16 protein-coding genes are annotated in these 22,326 nt (G+C 68.3%); 4 read left to right on the plus strand and 12 right to left on the minus strand.

Going from position 1 to position 22,326, the window contains the following annotated elements:
• The first annotated feature begins 170 nt into the window (after nucleotides 1-170).
• Nucleotides 171-983: a hypothetical protein gene (locus tag QHF83_RS32580; RefSeq protein ID WP_282421907.1), complete on the plus strand. Its 813-nt coding sequence runs from the start codon at nucleotides 171-173 to the stop codon at nucleotides 981-983.
• 1 nt (nucleotide 984) lies between these two features.
• Here QHF83_RS32580 and QHF83_RS32585 read toward each other — a convergent pair whose 3' ends face one another.
• Nucleotides 985-1,386, minus strand: a complete 402-nt coding sequence (locus QHF83_RS32585) for a hypothetical protein (RefSeq protein WP_282421908.1) — start codon at nucleotides 1,384-1,386, stop codon at nucleotides 985-987.
• 66 nt (nucleotides 1,387-1,452) lie between these two features.
• Here QHF83_RS32585 and QHF83_RS32590 point away from each other — a divergent pair, with 66 nt between their 5' ends.
• Genes QHF83_RS32590 through QHF83_RS32600 form a run of 3 tightly spaced genes read left to right on the plus strand, consistent with a single transcriptional unit; the run spans nucleotide 1,453 to nucleotide 5,471 of the window.
• Nucleotides 1,453-2,388, plus strand: coding sequence for a DUF58 domain-containing protein (locus QHF83_RS32590; RefSeq protein WP_282421909.1), 936 nt, complete (start codon nucleotides 1,453-1,455; stop codon nucleotides 2,386-2,388).
• Entirely contained in the window at nucleotides 2,385-4,418 is a 2,034-nt protein-coding gene (locus tag QHF83_RS32595) for a VWA domain-containing protein (protein ID WP_282421910.1), read from the plus strand. Before QHF83_RS32590 ends, QHF83_RS32595 begins: the two co-directional genes overlap by 4 nt.
• Before the next feature lie 42 nt (nucleotides 4,419-4,460).
• Nucleotides 4,461-5,471 carry a hypothetical protein gene (locus QHF83_RS32600; protein ID WP_282421911.1) on the plus strand — a complete coding sequence of 337 codons (1,011 nt, stop codon included), beginning with the start codon at nucleotides 4,461-4,463 and terminating at the stop codon, nucleotides 5,469-5,471.
• Between the two features lie 51 nt (nucleotides 5,472-5,522).
• Here QHF83_RS32600 and panB read toward each other — a convergent pair whose 3' ends face one another.
• From panB to secE, 11 genes are all read right to left on the minus strand, one after another.
• On the minus strand, nucleotides 5,523-6,464 hold the full coding sequence (gene panB, locus QHF83_RS32605) for a 3-methyl-2-oxobutanoate hydroxymethyltransferase (protein ID WP_282421912.1): 942 nt from the start codon (nucleotides 6,462-6,464) through the stop codon (nucleotides 5,523-5,525).
• Between the two features lie 486 nt (nucleotides 6,465-6,950).
• Nucleotides 6,951-7,172 carry a hypothetical protein gene (locus tag QHF83_RS32610; RefSeq protein WP_282421913.1) on the minus strand — a complete coding sequence of 74 codons (222 nt, stop codon included), beginning with the start codon at nucleotides 7,170-7,172 and terminating at the stop codon, nucleotides 6,951-6,953.
• Nucleotides 7,173-7,419: 247 nt separating this feature from the next.
• Nucleotides 7,420-9,594 (minus strand): DUF4388 domain-containing protein, encoded by a 2,175-nt coding sequence (locus QHF83_RS32615; protein ID WP_282421914.1) that lies wholly within the window; start codon nucleotides 9,592-9,594, stop codon nucleotides 7,420-7,422.
• Between the two features lie 197 nt (nucleotides 9,595-9,791).
• The gene (gene rpoC, locus QHF83_RS32620; protein ID WP_282421915.1) at nucleotides 9,792-14,123 is read right to left on the minus strand and encodes a DNA-directed RNA polymerase subunit beta'; all 4,332 of its coding nucleotides are present in this window, start codon (nucleotides 14,121-14,123) and stop codon (nucleotides 9,792-9,794) included.
• Between the two features lie 6 nt (nucleotides 14,124-14,129).
• Nucleotides 14,130-18,257: a DNA-directed RNA polymerase subunit beta gene (rpoB, locus tag QHF83_RS32625; protein WP_282421916.1), complete on the minus strand. Its 4,128-nt coding sequence runs from the start codon at nucleotides 18,255-18,257 to the stop codon at nucleotides 14,130-14,132.
• Between the two features lie 272 nt (nucleotides 18,258-18,529).
• The gene (rplL, locus tag QHF83_RS32630) at nucleotides 18,530-18,922 is read right to left on the minus strand and encodes a 50S ribosomal protein L7/L12 (protein ID WP_281314643.1); all 393 of its coding nucleotides are present in this window, start codon (nucleotides 18,920-18,922) and stop codon (nucleotides 18,530-18,532) included.
• Nucleotides 18,923-19,095: 173 nt separating this feature from the next.
• Nucleotides 19,096-19,632 (minus strand): 50S ribosomal protein L10, encoded by a 537-nt coding sequence (gene rplJ, locus QHF83_RS32635; RefSeq protein WP_282421917.1) that lies wholly within the window; start codon nucleotides 19,630-19,632, stop codon nucleotides 19,096-19,098.
• Between the two features lie 2 nt (nucleotides 19,633-19,634).
• Nucleotides 19,635-20,345, minus strand: a complete 711-nt coding sequence (rplA, locus tag QHF83_RS32640; RefSeq protein WP_282421918.1) for a 50S ribosomal protein L1 — start codon at nucleotides 20,343-20,345, stop codon at nucleotides 19,635-19,637.
• A 171-nt stretch (nucleotides 20,346-20,516) separates the two neighbouring features.
• Nucleotides 20,517-20,960 carry a 50S ribosomal protein L11 gene (rplK, locus tag QHF83_RS32645; RefSeq protein ID WP_272421793.1) on the minus strand — a complete coding sequence of 148 codons (444 nt, stop codon included), beginning with the start codon at nucleotides 20,958-20,960 and terminating at the stop codon, nucleotides 20,517-20,519.
• 55 nt (nucleotides 20,961-21,015) lie between these two features.
• A complete protein-coding gene (gene nusG / locus QHF83_RS32650; RefSeq protein WP_136932097.1) occupies nucleotides 21,016-21,546 on the minus strand; it encodes a transcription termination/antitermination protein NusG in 531 nt (176 codons plus the stop codon).
• Between the two features lie 22 nt (nucleotides 21,547-21,568).
• Nucleotides 21,569-22,237, minus strand: a complete 669-nt coding sequence (gene secE, locus QHF83_RS32655) for a preprotein translocase subunit SecE (RefSeq protein WP_282421919.1) — start codon at nucleotides 22,235-22,237, stop codon at nucleotides 21,569-21,571.
• Between the last annotated feature and the right edge of the window lie 89 nt (nucleotides 22,238-22,326).

Below are 22,326 nucleotides of genomic sequence, written 5' to 3' on the forward strand. Positions count from 1 at the left end.
CCTTGTCCCTATCTGCGTGCTCGTCATCCAATGCCGGACAGCAGGTCGTCCCCAGGGCAGCAACCCTGCCGAGCCCCGCTTCTACGACCAGCGCCGCGCCGGCGTCCGCCGCGACCGCTCCGCCTCCAGCAGTCACGCTGGCGCTGCGCCCCATCCCCGCCGAGGATGTCTTGCCGGCTGGCTTCTGCCATCTCGATGTTTATCTCGACGAGGAATGCAAGAAAACCACGCCGCGTTATGCGCTCTTCCTCGGCGTCGCCGTCGACGCCCGTGCGGCCGAAGCGGCACTCCGCAGCGGAGGGACCGGGGAGCTCGCGACGGGATACCCGTTCGTCGCGACGCTGGACGATCTGCCGCTCGCCGATCCCAAGCGCAAGGGGCTCGCGGTCGTGGCTGGGCTCTTCGAGCGAAAGGACCAGGCCGAGCAATATCAGGCGCGCTTGTCTCGTCCGACCGAGCTCGTCGAGCTCGCCTCGCCCGAGGACGCTGCGTCGCGAAAAATCCAGCCAAAGGGCATGGCGGAAAGAACGTTCCTGGAGAGTCGCGCCAGCGCGGTCGAGCTCGCCGAGGATACGGCCGCGTTCTCGAAGGAAGATCTCGAGAAGACCGAAGAGGCTCTCGACGAGGCGCTCGCGCGGAAATGGGTCAGCCTGCCCGAGCAGAGAGAGAGGCGGGAGCGTGCCATTGCAGCGCTGCAGCCGCGCTGCAATCTTTCCCGAGGACGCGTGTTCTCGGCGTCGCACAAGGACTTGCAGCGCCCGTTCATGCTGCGTTATGCCCCCGTGTGCTGCGACGACGGCGCCGAGGCCTGGGTCCCCTGGCGCGCGACGCGGCTGAAGAGCACCGTGGTGCGCACGGACGAGGGCGCGGTGGTGCATCAGGTCATGCTGGTGGAGTGCGACTCGCCGATCATCGAAACACGCCTGTTCGGCGCGGACTCCGTGGCGAAGCCGCTGCGCCTGGCGCTGCGTGGGGGGTGCTGATTCAGGGCGCCCCGCCATCCGGCCCCGGAGGCTCCCGCGCCGCCGAAAGCAGCGCCCCCGGACAAACCACCGGCTGCGTCCGCTCGGTGCTCCCCTCCCGCAAACACGATTTCCCCATCACGCGGATGCGCTCGCCGACCTGCAAATCCTGCGGGCAAGGGGTCTGCGTGGCCGGGGAGACGACGTCCCGATCGACCGAATGAACCTCGCATCGCTCGGCCGTGCGGGCGAGGTAATGGCGGATCGTCGGGCGGCGCGGGGGCGCGGCCGAGGGCGCGGAAGATCGTGCGGTATCGGGGGGAGCGGGCGCGGGCGTGGCCTCGGGGGCGTCGCCGCCGCGGCACGCCGGGAGGAACGCGGCGAGGAGGAACACGCGGAAAGGGCCGCAGAAGAACACGCGCACGGTCCTCTCCTTGCCACAAGTTTTGTCGTGGCGGGCCCGTCGCGTTGGGCTAATTCAACCGTCCCCATGGCCGAGCTTCGTCCCTCGTCGCGCTCCGGAAAGGACGGGATCCCCATCGACTGGGGTAGCCTCGCGCCGCTGCGCTTGCGGGCCCGGACGCTGGCCGAGGGCGTCTACGCAGGCGGGCACCGGAGCGTGCGCAAAGGGCCCGGCGTGGAGTTCGGCGGGCACAGGCCTTACGTGCCCGGCGACGATCTCCGGTTCTTCGACCGGCGGGCCTTGCTGCGGCACGACCGGATGATGGTGCGCGAGTTCGAGACGGAGACGGATCGCGCTCTCTGGCTCTGCGTGGACGCGACGGCCTCGATGGCCTACCGCAGCAGCCGGGCCCCGGGCGCGAAGCTCGCCTACGGGGCGCTCGTGGCCGCGGCGCTGGCGCGCGTGGCGCTGTCGACGGGGGATCCCGTGGGCCTCGCGTGGCTCGGCGGGCGCGGGACGCTGCCGCTGCCGGCGTCGAGCGGGCGCGAGGCGTTCGATCGGGTGGCCGGGGCGCTCGAAGGGGCCGCGGCCGCGGGCGACGCGAGCACGGACGAGGCGGCGATGGAGCGGGCCCTCGCCCCGGTGGCGCGGCGCGCGCGGCGAGGCGCGGTGATCGTGCTGGTGAGCGATTTCGTGGATCTGCCAGAGCGGGCGCTGTCGGCGTTCTCGGCGCTCGCGGCCGGCGGGCGCTCGCTCGTGGCGCTCCGGGTGCTCGATCCGAACGAGGCGGATCTCGGCTTCTCCGGGCACGTGCGGCTCCGCGCGAGCGAGGGCGACGTGGTCGTGGAGACCGACGCCGAGGAGGTGCGCGCGATCTACCGCGAGCGGCTCGCCGGGATCGCCGAGCGCTGGTCGACGGAGCTCTCCGGGAGGGGCGGGCGCTGGGTGGAGTCGGTGACGGACCAACCCCCCGCCGACGTGGTGCGCGCCGTGGTGCGCGCCGTGGCCGAGGCGCGCGCATGAGCTTCGCCACGATCGCCGCGTTGCTCGTGGCGCTGCTCGTCGCCGCGCCGGTCGCGGCGCACCTGCTCCGGCGAAGGCAAGCCGAGGAGCAACCCTTCCCGCCCGCGAAGCTCGTGCCGCCGACGAAGCCTCTGGCCCGGCGGCGGAGCATGCTGGAGGATCGCTCGCTCTTCGCGGTGCGAGCGCTCAGCGTGCTCATGCTCGCGGTGCTCGGCGCGACGCCGTTCGTGCGGTGCGCGCGGCTCGGCCTGGAGCGAAAAGACGGGGCCTCGGTGGCGCTCGCGATCGTGATCGACGATTCGCTGAGCATGCGCGCGCCGCTGGAAGCCGGGACGGCCGCGCCGGGCAAGCGGACGAAGTTCGAGCGGGCCCTCGCGTCGGCGCGGGAGCTCGCCACGGGCCTGCGCAGCGGCGACGCGGTGGCCGTGGTCCTCGGAGGCGCGCCGGCGCGCGTGGCGCTCGCGTCCACGACGAACATGGCGGCCGTGACGGGCGCGCTCGACGCGATCGAGCCGTCCGATCGCGCGACGGATCTGGATGGCGCGCTGGCGCTGGCGCGGGAGCTTCTGCGCAGCGTGCCGCACGCTGATCGGCGGGTGGTCCTTCTGAGCGACCTCGCCGATGGAGCGCCGAACGCCGCGCCCCTCGGCGGCGGGTCGGACACGACGTTGTGGGTGCCGCTGCCGGAGCTCGAAGCCACGGGCCGCGACTGCGCGGTGACACGCGCGGACCTGCGCTCGGGCAAGGTGCGGGCGCGGGTCGTGTGCAGCCCCGAGGCGCGGCCGGTGGGCGAGGGCGCGGGGGTGATCTCGGCCTCGGCGGGTCGGGCGGTGGAGCTCAAGGCCGAGGGGAAGGTGCTCGCGTCGGCGCCGCTCGGGCCGTCCGTCCGCGCCGAGGAGGTCGCGCTCGACGTGCCGGACGGCGCGCCGGAGGACCTGACGGTCGGGCTGACGCCGGGCGACGCGATCCTGGAGGACGACGAGGCGCCGGTCGTGCCGGCCGGCGGGGCGCTGCCGATCGCGGTCGTGGTGGACGTGGCCTCGACGCACGTGGCCACGGGCGGGCCGCCGCCAATCGAGCAGGCCCTCACGGCGATGCACCTCGACGCGGAGGTGCGGCCGCTGCCCGCGGTGCCGGATCATGCGGACGAGCTGGCCGCGTTCGCGGGGCTCATCGTGGACGACGTGCCGGGCTTCACGCCGGAGGGCCGGCGCTCGCTTTCGGCGTGGGTCGAGCGCGGGGGCGTGCTGCTCTTGACGTTCGGGCCACGCGCGGCGACGGCGCCGCTCGGGGCGGGGTTCGACCCGCTCGTGCCGGGCGTGGTGCGCTGGGGGCCGAGCCCGTCGCAGGGCGCCGATCCCGGGAGCGCGGTGTTCTTCGGTCCGAGCGCGGAGGGCCTCGGCAAGCTCTCGCCCGACGGGCGCGCGTCCTTCGATCCTGCCGCCGCGACGAACGCGGACATGCTCGCGCGCTGGGACGACGGCGCGCCTCTGCTCTTGCGCCGCTCGCTCGGCCGCGGCGCCGTGTTCGCGCTCTCGCTGCCGCTCACCGTGGACGAGAGCGACTTCGTGCTGAGGCCGGCGTTCCTCGCGCTGCTCGACCGCTTCGTGGGCACGGCGCGGGCGCGCGGCGGGGCGCGGCAGATCGACGTCGGCGACGCGTTCACGTTCGACGGGTTCAAGGACGTGTCGATCGAGCGATTGCCGCTCCGCGCGGGCGAGGCGCGACAGTCGATCCCGGTCGTGGAGCAGGACGGACGCCGCCGTGCCGTGGCGTCGCTCCGGGGTCGGTACGAGGTGCGCCTCGACGGCGAGCGCGCGATCCGCGTCGCGACGGTCCCTGAGCGGGAGATCGATCTGCGCCCGCGGCGCGTGATCGACGCGGCGCGCGCCGAGGAGCTCGGCGGCGTCGCGCCGTCGATCGACGCGTCGCCCTACGTGGCGCTCGGGCTGCTCGGGCTCGTCGTGCTGGAGCTGTTCCTGCGCGCGGTGGGGCAAAAGCGCGAGGGTTCGGCGTCCACGACGGCCTGAACCGGGGTAGCATCGCCGTTCTCGCTTCGGAGGCGTGAGGACATGCGATTCACTTGCTTGCTCGCGATCGCCGCGCTCGCCGCGGCCGGGTGTACCGCCGACGGCAGGGACCTCTTCGGCGCGCCGCAGAGCCCCGGCGCGGGAGGTGAAGGCGGCGCCGGGGGCAGCGGCGGCATGGGCGGCATGAACGCATCGTCGTCGTCCGGGAGCACGTCCTCCTCGTCGAGCGCGTCGAGCTCCAGCGCGGCGTCGTCCTCGTCGTCCTCGTCATCCGCGTCCTCTTCGTCGTCGTCCTCTTCATCGTCGTCCGGCGGCGGCGATACCTGCCAGCATGCCGTCTGCACCGTCGGAAATGCGCTCGACGCGGGCTGCAATCCCTGCGTCGAGCAGGTCTGCGCGTCGCAGAACGGCGCCGGGTGTTGCCAGGACTTCTGGGGCGGCAACTGCGTGGCGCTCGCCGATCAGCTCTGCAACGCCGGCTGCTGCGGCAACGGCGAATGCAACGGCGAGTCGTGCGATTCGTGCCCGAACGACTGCGGCGCCTGCTTCTGCGGCGACGGCGTGTGCAACGGCGGCGAGGACTGCGCCTCGTGCGCCGAGGATTGCGGCCCCTGCGCGGAGTGCCCGCACTCGGTCTGCGGCACGGGCGCGGCGCTCGATCCGGACGTCTGCCGCGCGCCGTGCGTGGACGAGGTGTGCATGCAGGACGCGAACTGCTGCGGCATGGGGTCGAGCGCGCCGTGGACCGGGGCATGCGCGCACCTCGCGGACATGCTCTGCGGCGCGGATCCATGCATCACGTCGGTGTGCATGGATCAGCCGGAGTGCTGCACGACGGGCTGGGACCAGGCCTGCGTGGCCGCGGCCACGATGAAGTGCGGCGTGAGCTGCAACTGCGCGCACTCGATCTGCCAGTCAGGCCCGGAGCTGGATCCGACGTGCAACCCGTGCGCGGCAGCCGTCTGCAAGACCGACCCTTATTGCTGCGAGCAGAACTGGGACGGCATCTGCGTCGGCGAAGTCGAGCTCGTCTGCGGCATCAACTGCAATTGACGCCGAAAGCGCGGGGGCGGGCTCCGATCCCGGGCCTGCCCCCGCCAAACCTCAATGCGTCTGCCAGTGCGGAGGGATCTCTTCCAGCACCGCGGCCGCGGCCGCGGGCTCGGCCGGCGGCGGGAGGCGGCGCGGGCCGTTCGGCTTGAAGCTGTGCTCGGCGCCCGGGAACGTGCGTGCTTGCACCTCCTCCACGTACGCCCGCGTCGCCGCCATGATTTGCTCGCCCACCTCGGCGAAGCGCTTCGCGAAGCGCGGGCGCAGATCCGGGTACATGCCGAGCATGTCGTAACAGACGAGCACCTGCCCATCACACCCCGCGCCCGCGCCGATGCCGATCGTCGGGACCGACACGGCCGCCGTGATCTCCTCCGCGAGGTCCGGCGGGATCGCCTCGAGCACGATCGCGTACGCGCCGGCCTCGTCGAGCGCCTGCGCGTCCCGGACGAGCCGCGCCGCCGCATCCTCGCCCTTGCCCTGCACCTTGAAGCCGCCCATCGCGTGCACCGACTGCGGCGTGAGCCCGATGTGCGCGCACACCGGAATGCCCGCCCTGACGATGCGGCTCACGTGCTCGGCGACTTCCTCGCCGCCCTCGATCTTCACGCTTTCGAATGCGCCGTCCTTCATCAAGCGGCCCGCGCTCTCGAGCGCCTGCACGGGCGAGAGCTGGAAGCTCATGAACGGTAGGTCCCCGACCACGTGCGCGCGCCGCGCCCCGCGCGCGACGGCGCGGCCGTGGTAGCAGATCTCCTCGACCGTCACGGGCAGCGTCGTCGGGTGCCCTTGCACGACCATGCCGAGCGAGTCGCCGACGAGCAGCATGTCCGCGCCGCCCTCGTCGAGCAGTCGCGCCATCGTGAAGTCGTAGGCCGTCACCATCGCGATCGGCGGCCCGCCCGCCTTCCGCGCGCGAATGTCCGGCACGGTGATCTTCTTGGGGGCCGCAGCCGGACGTCCACCGCCGCTGCTCTGACCTTTGGGACCGTACATGATTTCCTCCGGGTCGCGGCCGCATGGATGCGGTCCACGCCTACAGACGAGGCTAGGGCGCCCCGAACGAAACGGCAAGACGCGCGATCCGCGAAAAAATCGCGCTGGCTGTAGGCTGGGGCGGCCCGGAAAAACCTGCGCGGCGGGAGCTCACCGGCGACGACGGCGGCGCGCGACCGAAAGCAACATCGCGCCGCCAGGAGCCCGAGCGCCGTGGGCATGCTCGCCTCGCCGCCGACGGCGCAGCTCGCGTTGCTCTGCGAGCCCGGGTTCGGGTGTCCCCGCCCCCGAAGCCGTTGTCCCAGGGGTTCACGTCGGGGTCGGTGATCGGCTCGGAGCACCAGTCCGGCGGCGGCGGGCAGGCGGGCGGCGTGCCGACGGCGGCCGTGACCTGGAGCCATCGCTCGACGTACGACTGGTCGTTCGAAGCGCCCAGCGTGAGGTCGGCCTTCAGCGCCTCGCGCGAGAGCTCCGCGTGGACGCGGGTCAGGTCCTGGGTGCACTCTCGAGCGCGCTCGGGCCCATCGGATCGCCGCCGTAGCCGCTGTTCTCCGGATCGAATTCGGCCGTGTACTTCAGGCTGTCCTCGATCCAGAAGGGCGACAGCGGCTCGCCCACCTCGACGAGCCACGCCTTGCCGCCCGACGTCTCGAAGCTCTTCTGCTTGAGGTCCTTGTAGTTGCTCGACTGCGTGTCCCAGTTCCACACGAGATCCGCGGCCTTGATCTGGAAGCTCGGGACGTTCGTCGGCTCGTATGATTTGACCCCAAAGGGTCGTCCGATCGTTCGAGATCGAAAGAACCATGCGGTGGCCGGTGACCTGCGTGGTCTCCTGCTGGGTGATGAAGCACCCGCCACACGCATTCGAATCGGTCGCGTAAAGGGCGCGCCGCGGCGCTCCACGGACCGACGAGGGCTGGAGACTCGCGAAAAGAGAACGACGGCGAAACGCCCCTTACGGAGCGTGCAGCATGCCCTCGTCGAGGCGGCGCATGCCTTCGAGCAAGAGCGCCTCGGGCGAGACGGCGATCGTGCGGCCCGATGGCTCGACGCCCGGTTCGAGCCGGAACTCGCCCTCGTGCAACGCGAGCATCCGGTAGAAGGCCTCTTCGCCGACGACCTGCTCCCAGCGCGCGTCCACGATCTGCCCCTCGGCGAAGTGGATCTCGCCCGTGCCCTTGCCCGTCTGGATCCGGAGCGCGCACGTCTTGCGGCCATGCCAGAGGACCTGGACCATGTCCGGGATGCTCATCTCCGCGAGCGATCCCGTCACGCCGCGCCCGCCGCCGCGCGCGACACGTCGCTCCACGAGCTGACGGAGTTTTGCCGCGAAGATGTCCGCGGACGTCGGCTTCGAGACGAAGTCGTCGACGCCGAGATCGAAGGCCTTCTGCGCGCTGTGGCGGTCGTTCTTGCGCGTGAGGATCACCCACGTGATGCCGCGTCCCCACGACTCCTTCTGCGCGTCGGCGCGGAGCGCGAGGCCCATCTCCGGCTCTTCGAGGTCGATCTCGCTGACGACCGCCGCGATCTCGCCGCCTTCGAGCTCGCGCCACGCCTGCGCCACGGTCCGCGCGACGCGCACCTCGAAGCCCTGCTCGATGAGGCGAAGCTCGAGCACCGTGGTCTCCTCGGGATCCGGATCGATGACGAGCACCGTGTACCGCTCGGACAAAAGCCGCGCGCGCATGTCGTCGCCCGTGACCTCGTGGCGGAAGAGGTCGACGATGTTCGGATCGAAGACAGTGCCGCGATACCCCGCAAGCACGTCGCACGCCTCGGCCGGGCGGAGGATCTTGCGGAAGGGGTTGCGCGGGTTCTGCGTGAGGTCGGCGTAGGTGTCCGCGACGGCGAGGATGCGCGCGCCGAGCGGGATCTCCTTGCCCGCGAGGCCATGCGGCAAGCCGCGGCCGTCGTACCGCTCGTACATGGCCTGGAGCGCGGCCACGGTCTCGGCCGGCAGGCCCACGGACCCCATGAGCTGCGCCGGGAGCGCGACGGCCTTGAGGCCCGCGACGCGATGTCCCTCGTACTCGGCGACGTTCAGCGCGGTGAGGTGATACGCGCCCATCTTGCCGAGATCGTGCAGGTACGCGGCCACGACGAACGCCGCGACGTGCGCAGGCGCGAGGCCAATGCGCTCGCACGTGCGGCGGCACAGGCGCGCGACGACGGCCGAGTGACCGCGCAGATCCTGGCGGTTCGCTTCGAGCAAGCTCACGAGGACGTTGAGCGTCTCGATGTACTCGTGCGTCTCGATCGGCGTGAGCACCGGGACCGGAGGCGGGGGGCTCGGCGAAGGCGCCGTCCCGATCAGCGAGCGCACCTGCGTGGTCGGCTGGTGCCCTCCGGTCGGCGACGTCTGCGCGGTCGCCGCGCTCGGCCCGTGCCCGCCGTTCATCGAAGGCTGCGTGCTGCCCGTGTGCACCGAGGGCTGCGTCTGCTCACGCGCGCCGGTGGGGCTGGTTTGTCCGGACGCGGAGGGCGACGTGGGCATCGGCGCGCGCGGCGGCGGCGGCGGCTGCACGGCCGGGCTGCGCGGCGACACGGCCGGCGTTGGAATGGGTCCCGTCGCAGGGCGCGCCGGCGCGGGGCCGAGGTCGATGTCGATGAAGTCGCCGGTCTGCGCGTTCGTCGCGACAGGACGGAGGAGCGCCTCGAAGGCGGAGACCTCCTTGAAATAATGCCGCGCGATCGCAGCGCGCACCGCGGCCGGACGGGCCACGAGCGCGCGCACTTCGCGCACGCCCGCCGCGAGCTTCACCTCGTGGATCGCAGCGTCGTTGTCGGGATCCGCGGTGACGACGGAGAGCACCGACTTCGCCTCGTCGAGCAGCACCGGAAAGACGCCGTGCATCTTCGCGGTCTTCGGCAAGACGCGGCCGAGCACGCGCGGCTCGATCGCGGCCTTCGCGAGTTTTTCGGTCGAGACGAACCGCGTGTTGTGCAGCGTCGCGACGTACTTGAGGAGATCTCCCTCGGGGAGGATGTCGAGCTCGATGAGCGAGTCTTCGATCCGGCCGCGCTGACGGCCCGCGTGATCCACAGCGCGTCGATGCTCCTCGGCCCCGATCCGGCCCTCGGAGAGCAGGCGATCAGCGACACGCTGGTTGGTGCCGAGCACGGACATCGCGAGTGCAGAGATAGTACATGTCCGCAAGGACGGGGTATCCCAAGACCCGCCGAAGCAGCAGTCATCCGGCGGATCGACAGGGGACGGCGCGTGCCTGGCCGAACAAAAACGAACGCCCGCGCCTGAAGACAGGGCGGGCGTGCGTCTTTGGGGTCAGGAGGCCGTCGGCGACGACGACCCCCCTACCCTGCTGCTCACTCCTCGTTGACGGCCGTGAGCGTCTCCTCGGGGCGAGGCCGCGGCGGCGCCACGGGCGGGGCCGCAGGCTCGGCGGCCGGCGCGCGCTCGCGCACCGGCTGCTCGCCCTCGACGATGACCTGCAGCCGCTTGTAGGCGGGCAGGCCCGTACCTGCCGGGATCAGGCGGCCCATGATGACGTTCTCCTTGAGGCCGCGGAGATCGTCCACCTTGCCGCTGATCGCCGCCTCGGTGAGGACCTTGGTCGTCTCCTGGAACGACGAGGCGCTGATGAACGACTCGGTCGACAGGCTCGCCTTCGTGATGCCGAGGAGCAACGGCTCGGCGATGGCGGGACGGCCACTACGCTCGAGCACCCGCTCGTTCTCGCGCTCGAAGAGGTGCTTCTCGACCTGCTCGTCCACGAGGAAGTTCGTGTCGCCGACGTCCTTGACGCGAACGCGCCGGAGCATCTGCCGCACGATGACCTCGATGTGCTTGTCGTTGATGCCGACACCCTGCAGGCGGTAGACCTGCTGGATCTCGTTCACGAGCCAGGCCGCGAGCTCCTTCTCGCCCTTCACGCGCAGGATGTCGTGCGGGTTCGGCGGGCCGTCCTGGAGCGGGTCGCCCGCGCGCACGCGATCGCCGGGCTGCACCTGGATGTGCTTGCCCTTGGGGATCAGGTACTCGCGCGCCTGATCCGCGAGCGGGTGCCCGTCCGCGCCGAACGGCGTGATGATCACCTTGCGCTTGCCCTTCGTGTCCTTGCCGAAGGAGACCTCGCCGTCGATCTCGCTGATGATGGCGTGATCCTTCGGCTTGCGGGCCTCGAAGAGCTCCGCGACGCGGGGCAGACCACCGGTGATGTCCTGCACCTTCGTCGTGTCGCGCGGGATCTTGGCGATGATGTCACCGGCCTCGATCATGTCGTCCTGCTGGGCGACGATGTGCGCGCCGACCGGCAGGAGGTAACGCGCCTCGAGCTCGCTGTTCGGGAGCTTCAAGGTGGCGTTCGAGTTCGGATCCTTCAGCGAGATCCGCGGGCGGAGATCGGCCGCCTTGGACTCGATGACGACCTTGCGCGACAGACCCGTGACCTCGTCGACACGCTCCTGGACGCTGACGCCCTCGACGAGGTCGCCGTACTTCACGATGCCGGTGACCTCGGTGAGGATCGGCGTCGCGAACTGGTCCCACTCGGCGAGCAGCTCGCCCGGCTTCACGCGCTGGCCGTCGGCGACCTTCATGTTGGCGCCGTAGACCAGGCGGTGATGCTCACGCTCGCGGCCCGTCTCATCGACGACGACGAGCTCGCCGTGGCGGTTCATGACCACCATGGTGCCGTCCTTCTTGCGCTGCACGTTCGCGCGGCGCAGGCGCACGGTGCCCTCGGTCCGGGCCTCGAGGTAGCTCGCCTCGATCTTGCCGCGGGCCGCCGTACCACCGATGTGGAACGTGCGCATCGTGAGCTGCGTGCCGGGCTCGCCGATCGACTGGGCGGCGATGATGCCGACCGCCTCGCCGATGTTGACGCGGTAGCCACGCGCGAGATCGCGGCCGTAGCAGAGCGCGCAAACGCCCCGCCGCGTCTGGCAGGTGAGCACCGACCGGATCACGACCTCCTCGATGCCCGCGTCCTCGATCCGCTTGACGGAGGCCTCGTCGAGCTCGGTGTTGGCCGTGATGAGGACCTCGCCGGTGAGCGGGTCGATCACGTCCTCGAGCACGACGCGGCCGAGGATGCGGTCGCCGAGGGGCTGGATCACCTCGCCGGCCTCCTCGAGCTTCGTCACGCGGATGCCGTCGATCGTGGCGCAATCGAACTCGGAGATGACCGCGTCCTGCGCGACGTCGACGAGACGCCGGGTGAGGTAACCCGAGTTCGCCGTCTTGAGCGCCGTATCCGCGAGGCCCTTACGCGCGCCGTGCGTCGAGATGAAGTACTGCAGCACGGTGAGGCCTTCACGGAAGTTCGCCGTGATGGGCGTCTCGATGATCTCGCCGGAGGGCTTGGCCATGAGGCCACGCATCGCAGCGAGCTGGCGGATCTGCTGGGTCGAGCCACGCGCGCCCGAGTCCGCCATGATGTAGATCGGGTTGAAGCTCGGCTCGATGCTCTCCTTGCTCGTCTCCGGATCGACGACGCGCTCCTTGCCGATCCCGTCCATCATCTTCGCCGTCACGGCGTCCGCCACGCCGGCCCAGATGTCGACGATCTTGTTGTAGCGCTCGCCGTCCGTGATCAGACCTTCCTGGTACTGCTCGACGACGCGCTCGACCTCGCGCTGCGCCTCCTCGAGGAGGTCCTTCTTCGCCGGCGGGATCACCATGTGATCCATGCAGATCGAGATACCGGCGCGCATCGCGTGGTCGAAGCCGAGCGTGCGGAGCCGGTCCGCGAGGAGGACGGTCTCCTTGTTGCGGTGGACGCGGTAGCAGACGTCGATGAGGGCCGAGAGCGCCTTCTTGTCGAGCGTCTTGTTCGCGTAGTCGAAGCTCACGCCCTTCGGCAGGACCTCGGAGATGAGCACACGACCCACCGTCGTCTGCACGATGCGGCGCTTGATCTGGCCGTGCTCGTTCTTGACGGGGTTGCCGTCCTCGTCGATGTGCGGCACGCGCACACGGATGCCCGCGTGCAGCGCGACCTCGCCCGCGTCGTACGCCATGCGCACCTCCTCGGGAGATGCGTAGACGCCGCGCAGATACCCCTCGGCCGTCGAGCCCTCCGTGCCCTGGCCGTCCGCGCCGAAGCGCAGGCTGCCCTCGCGGAAGCTCCCCTTCGAGAACTTGCGCTCGCGCGTGGCGTAGTAGAGCCCGAGCACGATGTCCTGCGTCGGGTTGATGATGGGCTTGCCGTTCGCGGGCGAGAGGATGTTGTTCGTGCTCATCATGAGCACGCGCGCCTCCATCTGCGCCTCGATCGAGAGCGGCACGTGCACCGCCATCTGGTCGCCGTCGAAGTCGGCGTTGAACGCCGCGCAGACGAGCGGGTGGAGCTGGATCGCCTTGCCCTCGATGAGCACCGGCTCGAACGCCTGGATGCCCAGGCGGTGGAGCGTGGGCGCGCGGTTCAAGAGCACCGGATGCTCACTGATGACTTCTTCGAGGATGTCCCAGACCTCGGGACGCTCCTTCTCCACCATCTTCTTCGCGCTCTTGATGGTGTTGACGTACCCGCGCTCTTCCAGCTTGTTGTAGATGAACGGCTTGAAGAGCTCGAGCGCCATCTTCTTCGGCAGACCGCACTGGTGCAGGCGCAGCGTCGGGCCGACGACGATGACCGAGCGGCCCGAATAGTCGACGCGCTTGCCGAGCAGGTTCTGACGGAAGCGACCCTGCTTGCCCTTCAGCATGTCGCTGAGGCTCTTCAGCGGACGCTTGTTCGGGCCCGTGATCGTCTTGCCGCGGCGGCCGTTGTCGAAGAGCGCGTCGACCGCCTCCTGCAGCATGCGCCGCTCGTTGCGGATGATGATCTCGGGCGCGTTGAGCTCGAGCAGCCGCTTCAGGCGGTTGTTGCGGTTGATGACGCGGCGGTAGAGGTCGTTCAGATCGCTCGTCGCGAACCGACCACCGTCGAGCGGCACGAGCGGGCGCAGGTCGGGCGGCAGCACGGGGATGACCGTGAGCATCATCCACTCGGGCCGGTTGCCGCTCTCCCGGAACGCCTCGACGACCTTCAGGCGCTTCGCGAGCTTCTTGCGCTTCGCCTCGCTCGTCGCCTTGCGCATCTCCTCGCGGAGCAGCTCCGCGAGCGCGTGCACGTCGACCTGCTTGAGCATCTCGAGCACGGCCTCGCCGCCCATGCCCGCGGCGATCTTGTCATCGCCGTACTCGTCGATGATCTGCAGGTAGCGCTCCTCGCTGAGGAGGTCGCCGCGCTGCAGACCCGTCTCCTTCGGGTCGATGACGATGTACGCCTCGCAATAAAGGACCTTCTCCAGATCCTTCAGCGTGATGTCGAGCATGTTGCCGATGCGCGACGGCAGGCTCTTCAGGAACCAGATGTGCGCGACCGGCGTCGCGAGCGAGATGTGGCCGAGGCGCTCACGTCGAACCTTCGACTGGATGACCTCGACGCCGCACTTCTCGCACACGATCCCACGGTGCTTCATGCGCTTGTACTTGCCGCAGTTGCACTCGTAGTCCTTTACGGGCCCGAAGATCTTCGCGCAGAAGAGACCATCCCGCTCCGGCTTGAACGTGCGGTAGTTGATGGTCTCCGGCTTCTTCACCTCGCCGTGCGACCACTCCCGGATCTTCTCCGGGCTCGCGAGCGAGATCCGAATGGCGCTGAACGACAGCGGATCTTTGGGCTTCTCGAAGAAGCTGAAGATGTCACGCATTCGGCATCACTCCTCTTCCGCGGCCGAGGCCTCGAGGCCCGTCTCGACCAGCTCGACGTTCAGACACAACGATTGCAGCTCTTTGATGAGCACGTTGAAGCTCTCCGGCAGGCCGGCCTCCAGCGTGTACTCGCCCTTGACGATCGCCTCGTACATGCGCGTACGACCCATGACGTCGTCCGATTTCACCGTGAGGAACTCCTGCAGCGCATAGGCCGCGCCGTAGGCCTCCATCGCCCACACCTCCATCTCGCCGAGGCGCTGACCGCCGAACTGAGCCTTTCCGCCCAGCGGCTGCTGCGTCACGAGCGAGTAGGGGCCGATCGACCGGGCGTGGATCTTGTCGTCCACGAGGTGGTGCAGCTTCAGCATGTACATGATGCCCACCGTGACGTTCTGATCGAACGCCTCGCCCGTGCGACCATCGAACAGGATCGCCTGACCCGAGCTCGGCAGACCTGCGAGCGCGAGCGCGCCCTTGATGTCCTCTTCGGTCGCGCCGTCGAAGACCGGCGACGCGACGAACACACCTTGACGAACCTTGCGCCCGGCACGCACGGCGTCACCCTCGTCCATCGACGCGACGATCGCCGAGTTCTCCTCGTCTCCCGCGTAGACCTCGGCTAGACGATTGCGGATCTCGGCGCCCGCCTTCTGCTCCTCGATCATCTGCTGGAGCTGCCGGCCGAGCTCGTAGGCGCCCCAGCCGAGGTGGATCTCCAGGATCTGACCGACGTTCATGCGGCTCGGCACGCCGAGCGGGTTCAGCACGATGTCCACCGGCCGGCCGTCCTGCAGGTAGGGCATGTCCTCCTCCGGGAGAATCCGGCTGATGACGCCCTTGTTGCCGTGGCGGCCTGCCATCTTGTCGCCGACCTGGAGCTTGCGCTTGATGGCGATGTAGACCTTCACCATCTTGATCACGCCCGGCGGCAGCTCGTCGCCCTTCGACAGGCGCTCGATCTTGTCGCGGAAGTGCTCCTCGCGCGTACGGACGAGGTCCTCCAGATCCCGCAGGATGTTCTGGATCCGGTCCGTCTCCTCCACCGGGATCTCGCCCCAGTAACGGCGCGGGATCTCGGCGAGGGCCGCCTCGGAAATCTCGTCGCCCTTCTGGAGCAGGACCTTGCCCTTGTCGTCGACGAGCTTCCCGTTCGTCGTCTTGCCGACCAGGATCTCGCGGACTCGGCGATAGAACGAGTCGCGCAGGATCTTGATCTCCTCGTCGCGCGTCCGCTCGATCCGCGCGCGCTCCTGATCCTCGATGTCCCGCGCGCGATCGTCCTTCTCCGTGCCTTTGCGCGAGAAGACGCGCGCGTTGATCACGATGCCGCTCACGCCCGGCGGGACCTTGAGCGAGCTGTCGCGCACGTCGCCGGCCTTCTCGCCGAAGATCGCGCGGAGCAGCTTCTCCTCGGGGGAGAGCTGCGTCTCACCCTTCGGCGTGATCTTGCCGACGAGGATATCGCCCGGACGAACCTCGGCGCCGATCCGCACGATGCCCGAGTCGTCGAGGTCCTTCAGGGCCTCTTCGCCGACGTTCGGGATGTCGCGCGTGATCTCCTCCTTGCCGAGCTTCGTGTCGCGCGCGACGCACTCGAACTCCTCGATGTGGATCGAGGTGAACACGTCATCCTTCGCGATGCGCTCCGAGACCAGGATCGAGTCCTCGAAGTTGTAGCCCTGCCACGGCATGAACGCGACGAGCACGTTCTGCCCCAGCGCGAGCTCGCCCATGTCCGTCGACGGGCCGTCCGCGAGCACATCGCCCGCCTTCACCACGTCGCCCGTGCGCACGATCGGCTTCTGCGTGTAGCAGGTCGACTGGTTCGAGCGCTGGTACTTCATGAGGTGGTAGATGTCCGGCACCTCGGCGCCCTCGCCCGCAGCGCGCACCACGATGCGCGTCGCGTCGACGCTCTCCACGATGCCCGGACGACGCGCCACGACGCACACGCCCGAGTCCCGCGCGAGCCGGTTCTCCATGCCCGTGCCGACGAGCGGCGCCTCGCTCCGGATGAGCGGCACCGCCTGACGCTGCATGTTCGCGCCCATGAGCGCGCGGTTCGCGTCGTCGTGCTCGAGGAACGGCACGAGCGCGGCCGCGACGCTCACCATCTGGTTCGGCGCGATGTCCATGAGCTCGATCATGTCCGACGCGACGATCTTGAAATCGCCGTTCAGACGCGCCGAGACCACGTTCTCGCGGAACTTGCGACCATCATCGAGCGCGGCCGTCGCCTGCGCGATGTACTTGCCCTCTTCCTCGAGCGCGCTGAGCCAGACGACCTCGTCGGTCACCGTGCTCTCCGTCACCTTGCGGTAGGGCGTCTCGACGAAGCCGAACTCGTTCACGCGGGCGAACGTCGAGAGCGACGCGATGAGGCCGATGTTCGGACCTTCCGGCGTCTCGATCGGGCAGATGCGGCCGTAGTGCGTGGCGTGAACGTCGCGCACCTCGAAGCCTGCGCGCTCGCGCGTGAGGCCGCCCGGACCGAGGGCGGACAAGCGACGCTTGTGCGTGACCTCGGAGAGCGGGTTCGTCTGGTCCATGAACTGCGAGAGCTGCGAGCTCCCGAAGTACTCCTTGACCACCGCGCTCACGGGCTTCGCGTTGATCAGGTCGTGCGGCATGAGCGTGTCGATCTCCTGCGACATGCTCATGCGCTCCTTGATCGCGCGCTCCATGCGGACCAGGCCGATGCGGTACTGGTTCTCCATGAGCTCGCCGACCGCGCGCACGCGGCGGTTGCCGAGGTGGTCGATGTCGTCGACCGAGCCGCGGCCGTTCTTGAGCTCGATGAGGTGCCGGACCGTCTCCAGGATGTCCTGCGGCGTGAGCACCGTGAGATCGAGGTTCGGGCGTTGGCCCTCCGGCAGATCCCGGTAGAACTTGTAGTTCAGCTTCAGCCGGCCGACCTTCGAGAGGTCGTAACGCTCCGGGTTGAAGAACAGGTTGTGGAAGAGCGTCTTCGCCGTCTCGAGCGTGGGCGGATCACCCGGGCGGAGGCGACGATAGATCTCGAGGATCGAGTCCTCCTGCGTCTTCACCTTGTCGGCGAGCAGCGTGTCGCGGAGGTACGAGCCGACGTTGAGGCCGTCGATGAAGAGGATGCGGAAGCTCTCGAGCTTCGCCTCGCGAATGCGCTCGAGCTTGGCGTCCGTGAGCTCCTCGTTCACCTCGACGATGACCTCGCCCGTCTCCGGATCGACGACGTCGTGCGCCGCGACCTTGCTGACGAGCTCCTCGGTCTCGACCTGCATGCGCTCGAGCTTCGCCTCCTTCATCTTGCGAATCGCGGCGCGCGTGAACTTCGTGTTCTTCTTGACGATGACATCTTCCTTGATCTTGATGTCACGCGTCGCGCGCTGACCCGCGAGGAGGTCGTACTCGATGCTCTTCGCGTACTTGCCGCCCTTCTCGAGGTAGACCGTCTCCGTCGAGTAGAAGTAGTTCAGGAGGTCCTGCGTCGAGTAGCCGAGCGCGCGCAGGAGGACGGTCGCGTGCATCTTCCGACGACGGTCGATGCGCACGTAGATGATGTCCTTCGGGTCGAACTCGAAATCGAGCCACGAGCCGCGGTACGGGATGACGCGCGCCGAGTAGAGCAGCTTGCCGCTCGAGTGCGTCTTGCCCTTGTCGTGATCGAAGAACACGCCGGGCGAACGGTGGAGCTGGCTGACGACGACGCGCTCGGTGCCGTTGATGATGAACGTGCCCGTCTCGGTCATCAGCGGCAGCTCGCCGAAGTACACCTCCTGCTCCTTGATATCCCGGACGATGCGCTCGCCGCCGTCACGGGTGTCGTAGATCATGAGCTGGTTGGTGACCTTGATCGGCGCCGCGTAGGTCATGCCTCGCTGGCGGCACTCCTCGACGTCGTACTTCGGCGGCTCGAGGTTGTACGAAACGAAGACGAGCTCGCTCGTCCCGTTGAAGTCCTTGATGGGGAACACCGAGCGGAACACCGCCTGGAGCCCGACTTCCTCCCGCTCGTGCGGCGGGACGTTCATCTGGAGGAACTTGTCGTAGCTGGACTTCTGGATGTCGATCAGGTTCGGAACGTCGATGATGCGACGAACGCGCCCCAGATTCTTACGGATGCGGAAGTTGGATTGGACGACCGACGGCATCGATATTCCTCCGGCTCCTACGGGTGCGCAGGGCTCGTTCCCCGCGCGCTCCACGAACCGAGCATCAGCCTCGAAGCTACGAAACAGCCATCAAAGGTCCCGGCGACGGACAAACTCGGCTGCGCTACCGCGACCTGGAAGACGCGCTCGAATCACGCGACAGACGCAGCAGCAAACCCCCCAAAGACAAAACTCGACGCGCGGCAGGGACGTTCGCCCCTGCCGCCGTCGCATGGCGGATCGCGCTGTCCCTGAACGGGAAGCTCGGATCCTTACTTGAGCTCGACCGTCGCACCTGCCTCGGCGAGCTTCTTCTTCATCTCCTCGGCGTCAGCCTTGGAGACCGCTTCCTTCACGTTCTTGGGCGCGCCCTCGACCAGGTCCTTCGCCTCCTTGAGGCCAAGGCCCGTGATCTCGCGGACCGCCTTGATGACCGCGATCTTGTTCGCGCCGGCGTTCGCCAGCACGACGTCGAACTCGGTCTTCTCCTCGGCCTTGGGCGCCGCCTCAGCACCACCGCCACCAGGAGCAGCAGCAACCGCCACCGCCGCCGGTGCAGCCTTCACGCCCCACTTGTTCTCGAGCTCCTTGATGAGCTCGGCGATCTGGATGACCGGCAGGTTGGAAAGGTAATCGACGACCTGCTCCCGCGTGATCTCAGCCATGACGAGACTCCTTCAAACCGTCTGCGCGCCGCGGTGGGATGAGTACCCCGGGGCGCGTCTGTAGATCAAAACCCGAAGGGCGCAATGCCCTTTCTCACTGGTCGAGCGTTTGGAGCTCCGGACCACCTCCGGTCCCCCGTCTCCCCGACCACGATCGGACTCGGAACGTGGGCTCAGCCCGCCCCGCCCGCCGCGTCCTCCTTGGCCTTCAACAGGTACGCGAAGTTCTGAAGAGGCGCATTGAGCTGCTGCAAGAACTGCTGGAGAGGCGCCTGCAACGTGGCAAGCAGCGTCGCCCTGAGCTCGTCCTTGCCGGGCATCGTCGCGAGCTGATTCTCCACGCCCTCGGCGTCGAGAATCTGGCCCTCGATGAGGCCCGCCTTGATCTTCAGCTTCTCGTGTTCCTTGTCCTTGCGGAAGGCCTTCACGACCTTCGCGGCCGCGCTGGGATCCTCGTAACTCCAGGCGATCCCGGTCATCCCGACCAGCGTATCGTCGAGCTTCTTCGACCACGCGTGATGCTTGATCGCGTGACGAACGAGCGTGTTTTTCACGACTCGATACTCGACGCCCGCCTTCCGGAACTCGTCGCGCAGCTTCGTGACCACGGCGACGTTGAGACCCGTGAAGTCGAGGAAGACCGCCGAGGTCATGCGATCGAATCGCTGCTTGACCTCGCCGACCAGGGCCTCTTTCTCCGTGCGCTCCATGATCAGCCCTCCTCACCCTTGTCGCTGAGGTGCACCGGGTCGATCCGGACGCCCGGCCCCATCGTCGAAGACATCGTGATGCTCCGGAGGTACACCCCCTTCGCCGTCGACGGCTTCGCGCGGATGAGAGCCTGAATCAAGGCCTCCGCGTTCTTGGCGAGCGCGTCCTCCTTGAAGGAGACCTTGCCGATCCGAGCGTGCACGATGCCCGCCTTCTCGACGCGGTACTCCACCTTGCCGGCCTTCGCTTCGGACACCGCCGTCTTCACATCGACGGTGACGGTGCCGACCTTCGGGTTCGGCATGAGGCCTCGCGGACCGAGGATACGACCGAGCTTACCGACCAAACCCATCATGTCGGGCGTCGCGATCACGCGGTCGAAGTCCATGAAGCCTTCCTGGATCTTGTTCACCAGGTCGGCCTCACCGACGAAATCGGCGCCCGCCGCTTCCGCTTCCTTCGCCTTTTCGCCCTTGGCGAAGACGAGGACGCGGACCGACTGGCCCGTTCCGGCCGGCATGACCACGGCGCCGCGAACCATCTGGTCCGCGTGACGCGGGTTCACGCCCAGCCGCACTGCGATATCGACGGTCTCGTCGAACTTCGCCGATGCGGCCTGCTTGACGAGTGCACACGCTTCTTGAAGCGTGTACTTGCGCGTGCGGTCCACCATGGCCTGGGCCGCAGCGCGTTTCTTGGCGACTTTCGGCATCTGCCCTCCTGTTGTATCGGCTTACGCCTCCCACGGTGCGCCGTTTTAACCGTGGTGCTCTCCTCCCAACGTGGGGGGGTGCTCTTATAAAGCCGCGTTTTCACGCGGTCGCGCGCTCGTCGCCGGCTTCTCCGACGAACGGAGATGCAACAGAACGCGCGATGGACGAACTCAGTCGACGATCGTGATGCCCATCGAGCGGGCCGTACCCGCCATGCTGCGCATCGCCGAATCGAGGTTCGTCGTGTTCATGTCCTGCATCTTCATCTGCGCAAGCTCCTGGAGCTGCTTGCGCGTCACCTGGCCGACCTTCACCTTGTTCGGCTCCTTCGAACCCGAGCCAGGCTTCTTCTTCGTCTCGAGCCCCGCGGCCTTCTTGAGAAGGACCGACGCGGGCGGCGTCTTCAAGATGAACGTGAACGACCGGTCCGAATAGACCGTGATCACCACCGGGATGATCATGTCGCCCTGCGAGGCGGTCCGCGAGTTGAAGTCCTTGCAGAACGCCATGATGTTCACGCCATGCTGGCCGAGCGCAGGACCGACCGGCGGCGAGGGGTTGGCCTTCCCCGCAGGAAGCTGAAGCTTGACGTACCCGGTGACCTTCTTCGCCATTGCTTTACCCGTTCTGTGCTGCGTCTACCTTGTTCGTACCGACCCGGAGCGTCGCTCAGCGCTTCTCTACCGCAGAAAAATCGAGCTCCACGCTGGTCGGACGGCCGAAGATCGACACCTTGACCTTCAGCTTCTGCTTGTCCATCTTCACGTCGTCCACGGTCCCGGTGAAGTTGGCGAACGCGCCGTCGAGCACGCGAACCTCCTCGCCGACCTCGAACGTGAGCTTGGGCTTCGGCTTGACCGCGCCTTCCACGATGCCTCGACGCAGACTTTCGATCTGCGGGGCCGGGACCTCTTGCGGCGTCTGGTTGCCGATGAAGCCCGTCACCTTCGGCGTGTCCTTCACGAGGTGCCACACCGTCTCGCTCATCTCCATCTCGGCGAAGATGTAGCCAGGCAAGCTGAGCTTCTGACGAACCCGCTGCTTGCCCCCCGGGCGGTTCTCCGTGACCGTTTCACTCGGGATCAAGATCTCGCCAATCTTGTCCTCGAGGCCGTGCTGCTTCGCTCGCTGCTGGAGCGCATCGCGCACCTTTGCCTCGTAGCCCGAGTAGGTATGAATGACGTACCACTTCTTCGCCATGGCGCGTGGCTCCCGAACGGCCCTAGCTTCCAGTGCCGTAGACGATGCCCGTCACGAACGACCACAACCTGTCGAGCAGCGCGAGATAAAGGGTGGCCACGGCGCTCGCCGCAATGACCACCACGGTTGAGTTCGTGACGTCCTTCTTGGTCGGCCACTTGACCTTGATCAGCTCCGAAGCGACCTCGTCCGTCCACTCCCGCACGTCGGGACGACGGTAGGTCCGCAGCGTGACGATGACCGCGACGACGCCCGCAATCACGGTCGCATACGTCGCCTTGTCCTCATCCGCGACCGCCGCGAGCGCAGGCACCGCCCGGCTGAACCAATCACGGTTCGCGAGGTTGGCCCAGATCCCGTGGATGGCCTTGCCAACCACGTACGCGCCGAGGATCGCCGCACCGAAGAACCCCGCCATCACGTAGCGGTCGGCCCCGAGCTGCCGCGCAGCCGCGACTTCGCCGTCTTCCCCGGCCTCTTCGCCCGGAGCCTGCTCCTCCGTAGCGGAGGCGTCAGATGTGGAGGCTTCGTCGTGCTCTTCGCCGGCTTCGTCCGCGCCGGGCGCCACGTCGAGATCGCTTCCCTTGCGCACCGCGAGCGAGGCATCCGCCCCCGAATCCGGGGCGGAGTCCGGCGCAGAGCCCTTTTTCTGGGCCTTCCGTGCCTCGTCTTTCTCTCGTCGTGTCGCCATGGCCGTTCGTCCCAAACGTGCCGGATCCCGCTTCGAGCAGCGTCACCGACATCTACGCCTCGCCCGCTCGCTTTTGCGAGGTCGAGCGA

The organism is Polyangium sp. 15x6 (assembly GCF_029960785.1).
Lineage (GTDB): Bacteria > Myxococcota_A > Polyangia > Polyangiales > Polyangiaceae > Polyangium.

Excerpts from the sequence above, each read along its gene's own strand:
- secE (WP_282421919.1), bottom strand. The coding sequence starts at position 22,237 with ATGGCGACACGACGAGAGAAAGACGAGGCACGGAAGGCCCAGAAAAAG.
- nusG (WP_136932097.1), bottom strand. The coding sequence starts at position 21,546 with ATGGCGAAGAAGTGGTACGTCATTCATACCTACTCGGGCTACGAGGCA.
- rpoB (WP_282421916.1), bottom strand. The coding sequence starts at position 18,257 with ATGCCGTCGGTCGTCCAATCCAACTTCCGCATCCGTAAGAATCTGGGG.
- rplA (WP_282421918.1), bottom strand. The coding sequence starts at position 20,345 with ATGCCGAAAGTCGCCAAGAAACGCGCTGCGGCCCAGGCCATGGTGGAC.
- rplK (WP_272421793.1), bottom strand. The coding sequence starts at position 20,960 with ATGGCGAAGAAGGTCACCGGGTACGTCAAGCTTCAGCTTCCTGCGGGG.
- rplL (WP_281314643.1), bottom strand. The coding sequence starts at position 18,922 with ATGGCTGAGATCACGCGGGAGCAGGTCGTCGATTACCTTTCCAACCTG.
- rpoC (WP_282421915.1), bottom strand. The coding sequence starts at position 14,123 with ATGCGTGACATCTTCAGCTTCTTCGAGAAGCCCAAAGATCCGCTGTCG.
- QHF83_RS32615 (WP_282421914.1), bottom strand. The coding sequence starts at position 9,594 with ATGTCCGTGCTCGGCACCAACCAGCGTGTCGCTGATCGCCTGCTCTCC.
- rplJ (WP_282421917.1), bottom strand. The coding sequence starts at position 19,632 with ATGGAGCGCACGGAGAAAGAGGCCCTGGTCGGCGAGGTCAAGCAGCGA.
- QHF83_RS32595 (WP_282421910.1), top strand. The coding sequence starts at position 2,385 with ATGAGCTTCGCCACGATCGCCGCGTTGCTCGTGGCGCTGCTCGTCGCC.
- QHF83_RS32590 (WP_282421909.1), top strand. The coding sequence starts at position 1,453 with ATGGCCGAGCTTCGTCCCTCGTCGCGCTCCGGAAAGGACGGGATCCCC.
- QHF83_RS32600 (WP_282421911.1), top strand. The coding sequence starts at position 4,461 with ATGCGATTCACTTGCTTGCTCGCGATCGCCGCGCTCGCCGCGGCCGGG.
- panB (WP_282421912.1), bottom strand. The coding sequence starts at position 6,464 with ATGTACGGTCCCAAAGGTCAGAGCAGCGGCGGTGGACGTCCGGCTGCG.